Raw genomic sequence first — 16,171 nt, 5'->3', positions numbered from 1 at the left:
TGCCTTGCCCCCATTTTATTATTAATAATTTATTTTATTTTAGTAAGTATAAAAATAACATAATTAATAGTAGGAGGGAAAAAATGGACTTTACACCAAAGATTGTATATTTCCTTTGCGCATGGTGTGGTAGTGGAGGCTCTGAAACAGCTGGTGCTTACCGACTTAAATATCCTGAAAATGTTCGTCCTTTCAGGGTAATGTGTACTGGCGCATTAGACCCTGTTTACATATTAAGGTGTTTAATAGAAGGGGCTGATGGTGTAGTTGTAAGTGGCTGTCATCCTGGAGATTGCCATTATAATTTTGGTAATTATAGAGGTAGAAGAAGGATTGCTATTATAAAAAAGATATTAGATACGCTTGGATTAGATAGTGATAGAGTGTGGTTACGTTGGGTAGCACATGGGGAAGGAAAAAAGATGGTGGATACTGCTAAAGAATTTAATGACCATATAATTCAAAAGGGGATAAATCCATTTAATAATCGTTGGGATACATAAGGAGTTTATCATGAATGTGTTAATAAAAATAGAAAAAGATAGGAAAAAGGGAATAGTTTCATTTATGAAGTCTCTTTTAGAAAAAGGTATTGTAACTCAGATATTATTGCCCATGAAGACACCTACTAAAACTTCCTTTGCTTATATTCTTACTAAGAAGCCTGATATTTTAGATAATTGTGACCCTATAGCGCCTGTAATGCCTATTCAAGGAGCAAGAATTGTATCAAAGCTTACGAAAAAAGGGCCATTAAAAGGAGTAACAGCTGTCATTTTGCGACCTTGTGAATTGAGGGCTTTAAGAGAATTAGTGAAATTAAGACAAGCTCAACTTAATGGCTTATTAACCATTAGTTTTGATTGCCCTGGCGTTTTTCCTTTAAGGGATTATCTTAATGGTGATAAAGAAAAAATGGATGAAATATTTTGGCAAGCTATTAATAAATGTGAACTTGAAGGATCAAGACCACTTTGTTCTATATGTCATTTATTCACAGGAGAATTAGCTGATATAGAAATAGGATTCGGTGGTATAGAGCCTGATACTATTTGTCTTACTAGCCATTCAGAGATAGGAGAGAGGGCACTACGTGAATTAGGTTATGAAGAGGCAACATTGGAAAATCGGCAAATATATTTGGCAGAGATAAAAGAAAGGAAATTAGCAAAAAGAAAAGAGTTTTTTGAAGAATTTCGCCATAAAATAAAAGGGCCAGAGAGAATTATGGCAGTTCTTACCAATTGTATTAATTGCCATAACTGTATGCGTGTTTGCCCTATATGCTTTTGTAGAGAATGTTTTTTTGACTCTGATACTTTTAAAGTCTCTCCTGAAGATTATATGTTGCGGGCAGAAAGAAAAGGTGGATTAAGGTTTATGCCTGATACTTTACTCTTTCATTTAGGAAGAATGAACCATATGAGTATTTCTTGTGTGGCTTGCGGAATGTGTGAGGATGCTTGTCCCACATCTGTCCCTGTAGCTAGACTTTTTGCTTTGGTTGCAAATGAGACTCAAGCCCTTTTTAATTATATTCCAGGAAAAGACTTAGAAGAACCTATTCCTTACTTAACTTATCAGGAGGAAGAACTTAAAGAATATGAACAACCTTATACTGAAGAATACGCACCATAATGTAAAATTCCTTCCATTTCTCCCAGAATTTGTTCATTTTTGAAAAGCCTCTGTTCAATAGCTTTAGAGGGACAAGCACAAGCACAGGCTCCACAACCTTTACAAAGGGCTTCATTAACTCTAACAACTCCCTTTCCTTCATCAAAAGAAATTGCAGAATAAGGGCAAACCTTCATACATATCTGGCATCCAGTACATTTTTCTTCATCTACTATAGCTGTGCTTGGCTCAAGTTCTATATGACCTTTATCAATTAAGGCCATAGCTTCTGCAGCAGCTCCTTCTGCTTGAGCAACTGTTTCAGGAATATCTTTAGGCCCTTGGCAGGCACCAGCAATAAATATACCATCTGTAAATGTGGACACAGGAGCAAGTTTTGGATGTTTTTCCATAAACCACCCTTCAGGGGAACAAGATATATTTAGCAGTCTTGCTATCTCCTTAGCATCTTTTTGTGGTTCTAATCCTACAGCAAGAATAACCATATCTACAGGTATCCTTTTTATCTTTCCTAATAATGTGTCCTCTACTACAATAACTAATTTGCCTTGTTTTTTCTCTTCTTCTGAGAGAAAGATATTTGTAACTTCAGCTACTTTTCCTCTGACAAAAATTGTACCTTCATCCATAATCTTCTTATAAAATTCTTCATATCCTTTTCCTGCAGCCCTTATATCAATATAAAAATTGTATATCTGTGCACCTGTCCTTTCCCGGACTAGATGAGCTAGCTTCATAGAATACATACAACAGACCTTTGAACAATAAACATTATAATTTTCATCTCTTGAACCCACACAATGGATTATACCTACTTTTTTGGGTTTAGATCCATCTCTTAAAATTACTTCTCCAGAAGTAGGTCCTGAAGCATTTAAAAGTCTTTCAACTTCCAAGGCAGTATATACATTAGGATATTTTTTATATCCATATCTGCTTATCCTACTTGCATCAAAAACTTTAAAACCAGTAGCCACAATGATTGTGCCTACTTCAATCTCTATCTCTTGTTCTTTTTGATCAAAGTTAATAGCAAACCTTTGCGAAATCTTTTCACATGCCTCTTTACACTTTTTCTCACACTTATGAGTTTTAAATTCAATACAAGTATTAGGGTCAATAACAGCTGCCAAAGGAACTGCTTGTGGAAATGGAATATAAATAGGTTTTCTTAAACCAAGACCTTCATCAAATTCAGAAGGAAACTTAGGCTTTTTATAAATACAATTTTCAACACAAGCGTAACAACCAATACATTTTTCCTCATCTACATATCTTGGTTTTTTTCTTATTTTAACTTTAAAATTCCCTACAAATCCACTTACTTCTTTTACTTCAGAATAAGCCATTAAAGTGATATTAGGGTGATCCTTTATAGCTGTCATTTTAGGTGTTAAAATACAAGCAGCACAATCTAATGTAGGAAATGTTTTATCAAATTTTGCCATATGTCCACCAATTGAAGGTTGTTTTTCAACCAGATAAACCTTTTTACCTGCATCAGCCAAAACTAAAGCAGCTGTTATACCAGCAATTCCCCCTCCAATGACCAAAACATTAGGATTTATTCGCACTTCCTTTTTTTCAAGAATTTCATGATATTTCACTCTATTTACTGCTGCTGCAATAAATGCCTTTGCCTTCTCTGTTGCCCTTTCAGGGTCTTCTGTTACCCATGAAACAAGCTCTCTAATACTAGCCATATGGAAAAGATAAGGATTTAAGCCAGCTTCTTGAGTAGCCTTTCTAAAGGTATGTTCATGCAGATGTGGAGAACAAGAAGCTACAATTATTCTATTAAGACCTAAATTTTTAATATCTGTCTTTATCAAATTTTGACCAGGGTCAGAACACATGTATTTGTATTCTCTAGCTACTACTACTCCTGGCAATTTTTCAGCAAACTTAACTACTTCAGCCACATTTACTTTTGCAGCAATATTAATACCACAATCACATAAATAAACACCTATTTTAATCTCTTTTTTATTCATTTATTCCTCCTCTATAGCCTCTTCAACTAATTCAATAATATCTTTAACTATCAATTTATTCTCTAAACCTGTTGTTTTTATTGCATCATTAAACATAGAAAGGTCTTTAGGACAAGTTATAACAAGAATCTCTGCTCCAACAGCCACAGCTTCTTTTACCCGCGATTCAGCTGGCCTTTCACCTTCAACTTTCATTTCTTCCATCCATATTTTACCCCCACCTGCCCCACAACAAAGACTCAAGCTTCTATTTCTAAACATCTCAATAAATTTTACTCCAAGCATTTTCAAAATATTTCTTGGAGGTTCATAAATGCCATTATATCTACCTAAATAACAAGGATCATGATAAGTCACACAATAATTTAGCCTTTTTCTCACTTGAAGTTTCCCTTCCATTAAAAGTTTCTCAAGAATCTCTGTATAATGATAGACTTCACATTTAATACCAAACTCTGGATATTCATTTTTCAACGTATGATAAGTATGAGGATCTGTAGTAAGAATCTTTTTAAATTTTGCCTTTTCTAAAATCTTTATATTCTTTGAAACAAGCATTTCAAAAAGTCCTTCTTCTCCCACCCTTCTTACATCATTACCTGCATTTCTTTCTCCATCATAAAGGATACCAAAGTCTATTCCTGCTTTGTACAAAATTTTAGCAAATTTTTTTGTATTTTCACTAACAATAGGATCATAAGAAGCATAATCTCCCACAAACCATAAATATTCAACTTCTTCCTTTCTCGCATCTTTTATTTTGAAATCAAGACTTTTAGTCCACTTTGCTCTCATTCTATCTGATTGTTTAAGAGAATTCCCTCTTCTTGTAAGGCTCATTAAAGCATCTTGAAGCCTTTCATCTACTTCTCCTTGTTCTACTAAATACCTCCTTAGATTGACTATAATAGGAATATGTTCTATTTTTACAGGACACCTTTCCATACAGGCAAAGCAAGTCATACAAGACCATAAGGTATCTTTGGCAATGACTTCACCTGCAAGTTTATCCTCTTTTTGTTTGTATACTGCCTCTCTTAAATTTAGAATCAACATCCTTGGAGACAAAGGAAATCCTGCCATAACTGCAGGACAAACTTCATAACACCTTCCACATCTTGTGCATGCATCTAATTGAAGGAGTTCTTTAAGAGTTAAATCTTTCCAACTACTATATCCTGTAGATTCTCCTTCTAAAGCAGGAGGTAATATCCGTCCTGCTTTTTCATCATGAAGGGCAATAGAAAAGAAATCTAATATAATATGTCTTGCTTTTGAAAATGGAATATAACCAATAAATACAAAGGCAGAAATGATATGAAACCACCAAATAGGTTTATAAACTTGTTCAGAAGCAAGGCTTGACACACCTAAGACCTTTAGAAAATAAGCCGTTCCTAATCCCATAAAAGAATAAGTTTTAAGGGAAGTAGAATGCAATAAAATCCTAAAACCTTCAAGTAAAATTCCGCCAAAGACCAAAATAAATACAAATATGACAAAGATCCAGTCATTTACTAAGAGTTTTTTAGATGATAAGTCACCTATAATTTTATAATTTAGTCTCTTTGGTTTTATAAACAATCTTCTTACAATAACTAAAATGATACCTACCATTACAATTAAAGCAGCTAAATCAGTAAGATATGAAAAGATACGGTAAAACCCAGCATAAAGGAATTGGACATTAGGAAGCAAATATTGAAAAAGGAATTTGTCAAACCAAACAAGAAGATTTCCAATAAAAAGTAACAAAAACCCCCAAAAGATAAAAAGATGGAATATACCTGCATAGGTATCATTTGAGAAAATACTTACATTTGTAAATGTCTCTTTTATTGCTTTTAAAACTCCTTTTTTAAAAATGGTTTTTATTTCTACTTTTCTTCCTTTTTTATATTTTGCATATTTTATAAAAAATCCTGCAAAGAAAATAAAAAGAGAAACAATAGTAAAAATAATAAAATAGATACCTCCTCCTACCATAAAAATACCTGCCCTTTTTGTAAAATGAGCAGAATGACATTCAACACAATTAGGTAAACCTTTAACAAATTCCCCTCTTTTAGCATGACACTTTCCACATACCACAATCAAATTATTCCCTTCAGGAACACCTACAAAACCAAACTTTTTATCCATTGAGCTTTCATCATCTATTTTAGGATTCCCACCATGGCAATCCTGACAATATACTCCTGCCTTTTTATGAATACTTTTTTGAAACGCAATTACAGGCGTAGCATCAACTTCTAAATGGCAAGTAAGGCACTTATTTTCTGCCTTTAAAATAGAAGGAAAAGCCAAAATAAGAAATAAAATAAAAATTTTTTTAATCATTTTCTAGCTTTTATTTCTTCTACTAAGGCAGGCACTATATCAAATATATCTCCTACTACACCATAATGAGCAATTTGAAAAATAGGAGCACTTGGATCTGTATTTATAGCAATGATTAAACTCGCATCTTTCATACCTTCTACATGTTCTGGAGCACCTGAAATACCAAGGCTAAAATAAAGTTTAGGTTTAACAGTTTTTCCTGACCTCCCTACAACCCTAGTTAAGGGTAACCATCCTTGATCAACTACAGGTCTTGATGCCGCTAAGGCACCACCAAGTAAGTTGGCAAGTTCTTCTGCTAATTCCAAATTTTCTTGACTTTGAATCCCTCTACCTACAGCAACAATTATATCCTCTTTTGTAATATCAACATCTTCTACTTCAGGTACAATAAATTTTTCAAACCGAATCTTTTCTTCTATTTCAGGTAAAGAAAGCTCCTCTATTTCTTTTATCCCTTCTTCTTTTCCTTTTTCTGCAGGATAAGAGCCTGGTAAAACCAAACATATAGCTTTATTGTTTATAACCTTAGCATCTGCTAAAATTTTTCCACCATAGATGAGAGAAGTAGTAACCAAATTACCATTTTCTACTTTTATATTTTTGCAAAAAGCAACCATAGGAAGATTTAATTTTAGGGCGATAAACCCCCCTATATCCATGCCCACACTTGTGTGTCCAAAAAGAACAAGGTCAGCTTGTCTTTCCTTTAATATTTGAAATAAAACATTTTGATAAACAAAAGGAGAAATTCCTTCAAGTTTTTCATTATCTAAAACTAACACCTTGTCTGCCAAACCAAACTGAGAGGCAAATTCCTTTACACCTTTTCCTACTAATAATACGTATAAATCAGCACCTATTTTTTCTTTTACTTCTCTAGCCAATCCCAAGATTTCAAATGAGATTTCCTTTATTTCTCCTTGATAAATTTCAGGAAAAACAAATATCTTCATTTTTTCCTCCTTATAAAATCCCCTTATTTTGAAGTAGTTCTGCAATCTTCTTTGCCACTTCTTCTGGTTCTCCTTCTATTATTTCAGCTCCTTTACCCACTTCTGGCATATACATCCTTTCTATTTCTATACCCGTTTCTACTTCAATCTCAGGGGCATCTATTTCTTCTATTTGAGCTGATTTCATGGCTGCTCGTATTTTAGCCACAGGTACATATCTAGGTGGTCTCTCTGCTGTCATCACACCCAATACTGCAGGAAGCTCAACTTTATATTCACCATAGACACCACCTGGAAATTCTTTACTTACATAAAAGTAACCATTTTTTTTATCAAATTTAGAAACAAGACCAATATAGGGAAGAACAAGGTTTGTGGCTAAAAAGATACCTGTTTGACCATCAATGTCAGTTATTGCTTCACATCCTGTAAGAATTAAGTCATATTGCATGTTTTTGATTATTTCAGTTAAGATAGAGGCATAAAGATGGGAGTTAAGTTCTTCAAAATCTCCTATAATTTTAATAAGTTTATCTACTCCCTTTGCAGCAGCAGCATATAAAACATCATCTACTTCTCCTATATCTGGTGCAATAACTGTTACTTCACCACCATATTTTTCCTTCAAAATAACTGCTTCTTCAATAGCATGGTCATCTGCCTCATTGATTATAAATCTCAAAAAGGAGGTATCTAATTTCTTACCACTCTCATCTATCTCTAATTCTTCCACAAGGTCTGGCACCATTTTAATAGGAACAATTATTTTCATTTTTATCCTCCTATAACTTCTAATAAAATTTCTGAAATATCCATTATTCTTATTTTCCCTTCTAGATTAAGCACCTTAACTGCGTCTTCAAACATTGTAATATCTATAGGACAAGCTACAGCAAGCACCTCTGCTCCTATACTTAATGCTTCTTTGACTCTTTTTTCAGCAGGTCTTTCTTTTATGTATTTTCTGCTAAAGCTATCAAGCCACACTCCTCCTCCACCACCGCCACAACATAAAGCATCTTCTCTTGTTCTTGGCATTTCTATAAAATTTAAACCATTGATGGATTTTAGAATCTCTCTTGGGGCATCAAATACTTTATTTCTTCTGCCTAAATAACAAGGATCATGATAAGTTACTTTATAAGGAAATTCTTTTTTAAAAAGGGGCTTTAAATCATCCAGCCTTTGAAAAAGATATTGAGTATGATGAAGTACTTTGTATGTGTATCCTAATTTTGGATATTCATTAACAAAAGCATTATAAGCATGAGGATCAGGAGTAATTATTATATCAAAGTTATATTTTTTAAGTTGTTTGGCATTATATTCAGCTAACATCTCAAATAAACCAAATTCTCCTGCCAATCTTTTTGAATCACCAATACACTTTTCATCAGGACCAATAATACCAAAATCTACATTTAATTTATGGAATATTTTGGCTAAAGAAATAGCTACATTTTTAGCCCTTTGATGATAAGCACAAAAACATTCGGGAATTAAAAGAATATTTACAGGTTTTTTATCCTTTTGTAAAATTTTTATTGGAACGCCAGTTTCCTTAACCCAATTTATCCTTTTTTTAGGAGATTCTCCAAAGGGATTGCCATATCTAGCTACATTCTCTAATGCTTTCTGGAGCTCCAAAGGAACTCCTTTTTCATAAAGCATAGCTGTTTCTCTTAAAACAGGTACCATAACATCTGTCAAAGGAATCTTTGCTGGACACCTTGTAGTACAAATATAACATGATGTACAAAGCCAGATTCCATGTCCACTTAAAATCTCATCAAAATCTCCGATTCTCATAGCTGCTATCATCTTTCTTGTATTATAATCCATACCTTCTCCAAAAGGACAAGAAGCACTACATGTTCCACATTGAAGACACTGCTTTATTTTTTCTCCATCAACCATACCATATACTTTTTCTTTAAAAATTTCATACAAATCCTTTGCCTCTACATCAGTTTGAACCATATCAGCCTCCAATTATCTTATTGACTATAATTATACCTAAAAAATTTGCTTGTCAACAAAATTCTCAAATCCTTTTTGCCATACAAGAAACGTAAGTGTGCTATAATAAAGCGATTTTGAAAAATTGTCTTTCACCTAAAAGTGAAAACCACTCACAGTAAAAAAGATTTAAAGTTTAAGGGAATTATCTGGCAAAGAAATCAAAAGTTAATTTTTATAGCCTTAAGGGCAAAAATAATTTCATTGCATTTTTTGTAGTTTTTGAAGCAACTTCTTGTAAAGAGGTGTTTTTTAAAGAAGCAATTTTTTCAGCAATAAAGTAAATAAAAGCAGGTTCATTGGTTTTGCCTCGCATAGGTACTGGTGCTAAAAAAGGGGCATCTGTTTCTAATAATAAGTAATCAAGAGATATTTCTCTTACTACCTTTTGCAATCTTTCTGCTTTAGGAAATGTGACTATTCCGGGGATAGAAATAAAAAAATTTTTTTCTATACATTTTCTTGCCAAATCAATATCTCCTGGAAAACAGTGCCAAACACCACTACAATTAAAAGCTTGTGTTTCTTCAAGAATTTGCCAAGTTTCTAAGATAGCTTCTCGACAATGGATGATTAAAGGTTTTTTTACATTTTTTGCTAATTCAATTTGGGCTTTAAATGCCTTTATTTGTATTTCAGTAGGAGAAAGATGGCGATAAAAATCAAGTCCTATTTCACCAATAGCCACAACTTTTGGATGTTGAGCAAGTTTTTCAAGGGCAATATAAGTTTTTTCATCAAACATTTTAGCATTATGAGGATGTATCCCTATTGCTGCCCAAATATAATCATATGTTTCAGCTAATTGCACTGCTTTTTGGCTACTTTCTAAATCAATGCCAACAGTAATAATATGATTAATTCCTTGTTTTTTTGCTCTTTCTAGTATACCTTTTATATCTTCAAACATATCTAGATGACAATGTGTATCGATAAACATAATCAGTGAAGTAGACCTGCCTGTTTAAATTTTGAAAGAATATGGCTTTTTACCCATTTTGGATCAAACCATTCAATAGGATTGACAAATTCTCCATGGAGGAGAATGCCAAAATGTAAATGATCTCCTCCTGCAAGACCTGTAGCACCTGTATAACCAATTATTTCCCCTTTTTTTACTCGTTTGTTCACTTCTACATTAAAACTACTTAAGTGTCCGTAAAGACTAAATAATCCAAGTCCATGATCAATAATAATTGTATTTCCATAAATACCTAAATATCCTTTATATATCACTATACCATTATTAGCTGCTGGTATTGGTGCATTTGTAATAGAGGCAATATCTACACCTAAATGTATAGATTTTCCAATTATTTGCCCTTTATAATAATAAGTACGTTTTTCTCCAAAACTTGATGTTTCAGCTCCCCTCATCCGAAGGAATGGACCTTGCCAAAGTAAAGAATTATATGAAGTTGAACAGATCTTTTTTATCTCATCTGTTGTTTTTGCTCTTAATTCAGTATTTACTTTAATAAATGTTTCTAAATATTTCCCTTCCAATTCTGGATAAATATGCCAGAATTCAGGCATTTTTGCTCGTAAAAATTGATCAGTAATGATTATTTTATCTTGTTTAAATTTTCTTTTTAATAGACGATAATAAAAACCTCCTTCACTTTTGTTTCCTGCTTTATCTTCTCCAATTACTCGATAGAAGGCATTCTCAGGTCCATTATATGGATAAGCAAAAAAACAAAGATACAATCCTTGCCGTTGAAAACCAGGATAAAACCAACCATTAGCTCTTACACCATGATTTAATAATGGTTCAGATGCCCGATAAATAACTAATTCACTTCCACCTTTTGCCAAATTATGAATACGTGTAAGAACTTCAATGATTGGAGGTGTAGTATCAATCATAACTGCATAACGTACTTCTTTATAATTTCCCTTTCCCCAATGCCAGATAGAGTGGTCATAAGCCAAAGCTCCCAGAAAAGCAGGGCCATCTTTAAGTGCTATTTTTTTTGGCATAATGGTGATAGTAATGGTATGTTTAAGTAAATGGTTCTGTCTAGGAAAATTTTTACGTAAAAGCTGATAATGATTGTTATTTTGCTCAATAAATACTTCAATTTCTTTTAATCCTTGCCCTTTATCTTTGAAAGTAATGATAAAATTTTTACTAGCAGGTAAAAAACTTTCAGGTTGTGGGGTAAAAATGATTTCTGGTGCACTTCTTTCTCCAAAATAAAAAAGAGCTATTATCCCAGCTATAATTAAAATAAAAATAAGACCCGTTAAAACTGTCCGTTTTTTTGATTTCAAGATTAACCTCCTTTAAATTTTTAAAAGTGAGTTTATAGAGATTGAAAAGAAAAGTCAATTCTACCAATAAGGTGTATGTCCTAAAACTTTCCAGAGTTGATGCATCATTTTTTCATGCTCAGGATGATCATGATGATAACCAAGGAGATGTAAGAGTCCATGAATAAGATAAAAATCAATCATTTCCTCTAAACTAAATCCACATTCCTTGGCTTCCCTTTGTGCTGTTTCCCATGAGATAACTATATCTCCTAAAATGTTACCTTCTCCCATAGGAAATGAAAGGACATTGGTAGGTTTGTCCTTTTTTCGATATTTTCGATTAAGTTCTTTTATTTCTTCATCATTGACAAAAACAAGACTTAACTCAGCTTTTGATAATCCCAAAGCGGCGAGGAGTGCTTCTGACTTCTGTGCGATCTTTTTTAATTCCTTGGGTGCTATCTTTGGCAAATTTACCAAGACCTTCATCAATATCCTCTTTTCTAGAGATTTCTGGATATTCAATACGTGGATGCGATATGCCAGTAAGCACTTTAGTAAATTTTTCAGCAATTTTATGCATATCTTTTAGAGTAAGTTCACACTCATCTAATTGTCCATCTAAGAAAATATTTGATATAACTTTTTGCACTGTTTGTTGAATACGAGATGGTGTAGGGTCTGTTAAAGAACGGCAAGTTGCCTCTACTGCATCTGCTAACATTACTAAGCCTGCTTCTTTTGTCTGAGGTTTTGGTCCAGGGTAGCGAAAATCTTCTTCTTTTACTTCTGGGTTTCTTTCTTTTGCCTTATGATAAAAATAAGTAATAAGACTAGTACCATGGTGTTGTTTAATAATATCAATGATTTCACTTCCCAAACGATATTGTTTAGCTAATTCTACACCTTCTTTGACATGAGACATAATAATTAAAGCACTCATGGAAGGATTTAAACGGTCATGTTTGTTTGAAATACCAATTTGATTTTCAATAAAATAAAGTGGTTTATTTAATTTACCAATATCATGGTAATAGGCTGCTACTTTAACAAGAAGAGGATTGGCACCAATTTCTTCAGCTGCAGCTTCAGCCATTTGGCTAGTAATCACACTATGTAAATAAGTACCAGGTGCTTTAACCATAAGTTCTTTTAAAAGAGGTTGATCTAAACTAGCAAGTTCTAATAAGCGGATATCACTTGTATAACTAAAAATAGTTTCAACTAAAGGTGTTAAACCAAGCACAATTACACTTACCATTAATCCTCCTAGTCCTGCTAAAAAGAGGTTTAAAAAATATGAAGAGAGTCTAGCTTCTCCTTCTAAAATAGAAATACCTAATGCCATAACTGTTTGAATTATTCCTAATTGTAAGCCTGTTTTTATTAATTTGATGCGATGACGACAATGTTTTAATTTAAAGGCTACCCACCAGCTTCCTACAAGGAAATACCAGAAAAATAGTGGTGATTTTAACATAAAACCTACAAGTGCTGCCATTGTTCCACCAATTACTATACCTATTTGAGGTTGAGTAAAGAGTACACTTAACATTGTTGCTCCTACTGTGGGTAGGGCATAAGCAAAAGCATAAGGAGAAAAGATAGAAAAACGTTGGACAAAAAGGTTGCCTATTTCTAATCCTGCTCGACTTAAAAGAAAGAAAAAGAGAATATTGCTAAGCCAAAAGAAAAAACCTCGATAAGAGCTTAAAAAGAATCTTTGAAGATGTTGTAATATAATTTTATTTGTCCACATAAAAAGAAAAATTAATATGTTCATACTAGCAAATAGAAACAAAGATTGTTTCAAAGACATAGTCTCTTCTTGTGCTTTAAGTTTTAAAAGTTGAAGTCGGTTTATTTTCTCTCCTTCTCGAACAATCATTTCTCCTTTTTTAACTTGATAAAATACAGGTTTTACATTTTGAGCTGCTTTTTCTTTTCTAGCCAATGTTTCAGCAGGATTATAATAAACATTTGGCCTAATAAGCGAAAGAGCAATTTTAGAAAGAGTATTTACTGCTTCTTTTTCTATTTTCCCATAAAAGTTATATTTTATTGTTGCAATTTCCTGTTTTGCTTCTTCTATACTAAGAAGTCTTTCTGGGTTATAAACCCTTTGTTCTTTTTTTGTTTTACTAAATATTAGAAGAATACCATGTGGCACTTCTCTTATATGAGTTTTGTCTTTAACAATACCTCTTTTAAATACAGGCTCTAAAATTTCACAAAGAGCCTCTTCTAATTGATTTGAAAAATTTTCTTTTCTCAAACTTTTAAATTCCTGTGGGGTTAAATTTAGTCCCATTATTTTTTCAAAGGCTTCATGAATTTTTTCTTCAGGAATGATTTGAGGGGTATGGGTTTCCTTTTTCACTGTTTCTACAGCACTTTGTGCAAGTTGTCTTAATCTATTTTCCTCTAATATTCTACGCATCTGTTCAAAGGCAAATTGAATCTTAGATTTAACTTCAGGCCAAATTTTTTCATCAAATGTATAAACAAAAGGCACTTTTGCCATTGCTTCTTTCCGATGCTTTTCAGTAGTGATTATATCTTCTACTAAGAAGTCTCTTTTTGCTTTAATATCTCTTTCAGCAATATCACCTAAATGATAACGTTTAGGAGGAAGTAAAAGGTGAGGAAAAAGTATAAAACTTATAATCAAACTGACGAGCAAAATAGAAGAAAATCGTACAAAAGCAGGATGAGTTATCCAAGATTTAAAGAAGAAAATTTTTGGGTAATAAAGTTTTCTAAATGTTTTCCATTTATTCGTTGGTTCTTCCGAGTTTAACATACCTTTTTGATTTTTTTTCTTCCAATTTTTCATAAGCTCGAATGATTTCTCTTACAAGTCTATGCCTAATAACATCAGTTTTATCAAAATAAACAAATTTTATACCTTCAATTCCCTCAAGTATCTCTTTAGCTTCAATTAATCCTGAAGGTACTCCTTGAGGTAAGTCTATTTGTGTAATATCACCTGTAACCACTGCTCTAGCATTATAACCCAATCGAGTGAGAAACATTTTCATTTGTTCAGATGTAGTATTTTGAGCTTCATCTAATATAACAAAGGCATCATTTAAAGTACGTCCTCTCATAAAAGCAAGGGGAGCAATTTCTATAACACCTTTTTGCAAGAGGCGAGTAGTTCGGTCAAAATCTAACATATCATGCAATGCATCATAAAGGGGACGAAGATATGGATTTACTTTTTCATAAATATCTCCAGGAAGAAAACCAAGCCTTTCTCCTGCTTCAACTGCTGGTCGTGTAAGGATAATACGTGTGACTTCACCACGCATTAAAGCAGATATAGCCATAGCCATAGCTAAATAAGTTTTACCTGTACCAGCTGGGCCAATACCAAAAACAATATCATATTTTCTAATAGCTTCTATATATTCTTTTTGAGCCTTTGTCTTTGGAGTAATTATCCTACGACGTGAAACAATATAAACTGTGTCCATAAATATATCTTTTAGTTGCGCATTAGCATCACTTTGTAATAATCTAATAGCATATTCAATATCACTTGGATAAAGAGGATAACCTTGTCTTATTAACTCATAAAGTTGTCCTAAAAGATTATCAACTAATTCTACATCTAACCTTTCACCTTCAATAGTTATTTGATTACCACGGACATTTATTTTAACATCTAAGTTTTTTTCTAGAATATGAAGATGAAAATTTCTTTCTCCACAAAGACTACGCATTGCTCCAATATTTTCAAATATTCGTGTAGCACTATGTCTTTCTTTTGCTGGAAGTGCCAAGTTCTTAACCTCCTTTCATTTAATAAAAAAAGGGGCTTCCTTTCAACCCCTTTGTCAATATATCACACTCCTTCAAAGAGCGCAATGTTTGAAATTAAAAGGTAGTGTCAATTATTTTGTGTAAAATTTTTTATAGGTTATCCTCCCATCTTTTTCCTAAAAATCCATTACTACCAAGGTGCACAACTTTTTCATGTTATCACACTGCCTGGAGACCTTTAATATTGACCATAGTCATTGACTATGGTAAATTTTTATAAAGTCAAGGAGGAAACCATGGAGCGTATTCCGATTTCCAAATTTAAGGCTAAATGTTTGTTTCTGCTGCGCCAAGTAAAACAGACTGGCCAGCCTATTTTAGTGACTCGTCAGGGAGAGCCTATTGCACAGGTTCTTCCTCCCCCACCCCAGGAGCGTCCAGATTCATGGCTGGGTTCTTTCCGCGGAACAGGACAGATCTTAGGAGACATTCTGAGTCCGGTTGTCTCTGAAAAAGAATGGAGTGTTTTTCAGAAATGAGGCTTCTCTTAGATACACACATTTTGCTGTGGAGCCTTCTTGAGCCAAAGTACTTAAATCCGCAGGTAGCGGCTGCTTTGGAAGACAAGAACAATGAGCTTTGGCTCTCACCCATTGTTATCTGGGAGGTATTGATCCTTGCCGAGCGAGGTCGTGTAGTACTTAGGCCCAATGCAGTTATTTGGGTGCAGCAAGTATTGCAGAAGATTCCTTTCCAAGAAGCTCCTCTTACTCATGATGTAGTAATTCAAAGCCGACTTATTGATCTTCCCCATCAGGACCCAGTTGATTGCTTCTTGGCAGCTACTGCAGTTGTTTATGACTTGCTATTGGTAACAGCAGACAAGGATTTACTTAATAGCCCTTCTGTCCCAACTATATCTGTTAAGGAGTAACATTCTTTGGCTTTTTTAAGCCAAAAAAGATACCCAAATAGATAAATGCCCTCATTTTTTATCTCCCCGTGGAGGGATAGCCTAAGCCCATTCCTCAATGAAACCACTATTTTGAGGTGCATTCCAAATAACACTTGGATCTTATGTTTTTCAGCATCAAAATTAAAATTACAGCAAAATTTGTTCCAAAATAGTTGATATAATTTTTCTAGAATGTTAAAAAATTAATATGAGGTATGTGCTTATAACCTTTACTTTAT

At 33.4% G+C, this 16,171-nt stretch carries 14 protein-coding genes; 4 read left to right on the top strand and 10 right to left on the bottom strand.

All coding sequences use genetic code 11. From position 1 onward, the window contains the following. Nucleotides 1-83: 83 nt before the first annotated feature. Together LWW95_10340 and LWW95_10335 are read left to right on the top strand one after the other, a co-directional pair. On the top strand, nucleotides 84-503 hold the full coding sequence (locus LWW95_10340; GenBank protein MDL1957423.1) for a hydrogenase iron-sulfur subunit: 420 nt from the start codon (nucleotides 84-86) through the stop codon (nucleotides 501-503). A 10-nt stretch (nucleotides 504-513) separates the two neighbouring features. Further along, nucleotides 514-1,638 carry a hypothetical protein gene (locus tag LWW95_10335; protein MDL1957422.1) on the top strand — a complete coding sequence of 375 codons (1,125 nt, stop codon included), beginning with the start codon at nucleotides 514-516 and terminating at the stop codon, nucleotides 1,636-1,638. Here LWW95_10335 and LWW95_10330 read toward each other — a convergent pair. From LWW95_10330 to LWW95_10285, 10 genes are all read right to left on the bottom strand, one after another. Further along, entirely contained in the window at nucleotides 1,614-3,632 is a 2,019-nt protein-coding gene (locus LWW95_10330; protein MDL1957421.1) for a CoB--CoM heterodisulfide reductase iron-sulfur subunit A family protein, read from the bottom strand. The genes LWW95_10335 and LWW95_10330 overlap by 25 nt on opposite strands. Further along, nucleotides 3,633-5,972 carry a 4Fe-4S dicluster domain-containing protein gene (locus LWW95_10325; GenBank protein MDL1957420.1) on the bottom strand — a complete coding sequence of 780 codons (2,340 nt, stop codon included), beginning with the start codon at nucleotides 5,970-5,972 and terminating at the stop codon, nucleotides 3,633-3,635. Then, on the bottom strand, nucleotides 5,969-6,931 hold the full coding sequence (locus LWW95_10320; protein MDL1957419.1) for an electron transfer flavoprotein subunit alpha/FixB family protein: 963 nt from the start codon (nucleotides 6,929-6,931) through the stop codon (nucleotides 5,969-5,971). The genes LWW95_10325 and LWW95_10320 overlap by 4 nt, the downstream gene beginning before the upstream one ends. 10 nt (nucleotides 6,932-6,941) lie before the next feature. Further along, nucleotides 6,942-7,703: an electron transfer flavoprotein subunit beta gene (locus tag LWW95_10315; protein MDL1957418.1), complete on the bottom strand. Its 762-nt coding sequence runs from the start codon at nucleotides 7,701-7,703 to the stop codon at nucleotides 6,942-6,944. A 2-nt stretch (nucleotides 7,704-7,705) separates the two neighbouring features. Further along, entirely contained in the window at nucleotides 7,706-8,911 is a 1,206-nt protein-coding gene (locus LWW95_10310) for a (Fe-S)-binding protein (protein ID MDL1957417.1), read from the bottom strand. A gap of 214 nt (nucleotides 8,912-9,125) precedes the next feature. Next, nucleotides 9,126-9,890 carry a TatD family hydrolase gene (locus LWW95_10305; GenBank protein ID MDL1957416.1) on the bottom strand — a complete coding sequence of 255 codons (765 nt, stop codon included), beginning with the start codon at nucleotides 9,888-9,890 and terminating at the stop codon, nucleotides 9,126-9,128. A gap of 2 nt (nucleotides 9,891-9,892) precedes the next feature. Beyond that, nucleotides 9,893-11,227 carry a M23 family metallopeptidase gene (locus tag LWW95_10300; GenBank protein ID MDL1957415.1) on the bottom strand — a complete coding sequence of 445 codons (1,335 nt, stop codon included), beginning with the start codon at nucleotides 11,225-11,227 and terminating at the stop codon, nucleotides 9,893-9,895. Between the two features lie 60 nt (nucleotides 11,228-11,287). Then, entirely contained in the window at nucleotides 11,288-11,614 is a 327-nt protein-coding gene (gene ybeY / locus LWW95_10295) for an rRNA maturation RNase YbeY (protein ID MDL1957414.1), read from the bottom strand. After that, a complete protein-coding gene (locus LWW95_10290) occupies nucleotides 11,595-14,012 on the bottom strand; it encodes an HDIG domain-containing protein (protein ID MDL1957413.1) in 2,418 nt (805 codons plus the stop codon). The genes ybeY and LWW95_10290 overlap by 20 nt, the downstream gene beginning before the upstream one ends. Continuing rightward, a complete protein-coding gene (locus LWW95_10285; protein ID MDL1957412.1) occupies nucleotides 13,984-14,937 on the bottom strand; it encodes a PhoH family protein in 954 nt (317 codons plus the stop codon). The genes LWW95_10290 and LWW95_10285 overlap by 29 nt, the downstream gene beginning before the upstream one ends. Nucleotides 14,938-15,240: 303 nt before the next feature. Here LWW95_10285 and LWW95_10280 point away from each other — a divergent pair, with 303 nt between their 5' ends. Next, a complete protein-coding gene (locus tag LWW95_10280; protein ID MDL1957411.1) occupies nucleotides 15,241-15,516 on the top strand; it encodes a type II toxin-antitoxin system Phd/YefM family antitoxin in 276 nt (91 codons plus the stop codon). Continuing rightward, a complete protein-coding gene (locus LWW95_10275) occupies nucleotides 15,495-15,911 on the top strand; it encodes a type II toxin-antitoxin system VapC family toxin (GenBank protein MDL1957410.1) in 417 nt (138 codons plus the stop codon). The genes LWW95_10280 and LWW95_10275 overlap by 22 nt, the downstream gene beginning before the upstream one ends. Nucleotides 15,912-16,171 lie beyond the last annotated feature (260 nt).

It is taken from the genome of Candidatus Desulfofervidus auxilii, assembly GCA_030262725.1.
Lineage (GTDB): Bacteria > Desulfobacterota > Desulfofervidia > Desulfofervidales > Desulfofervidaceae > JAJSZS01.
Note: the sequence above shows the minus strand (reverse complement) of the source record. Positions and strands in the feature narration are given on the sequence as shown.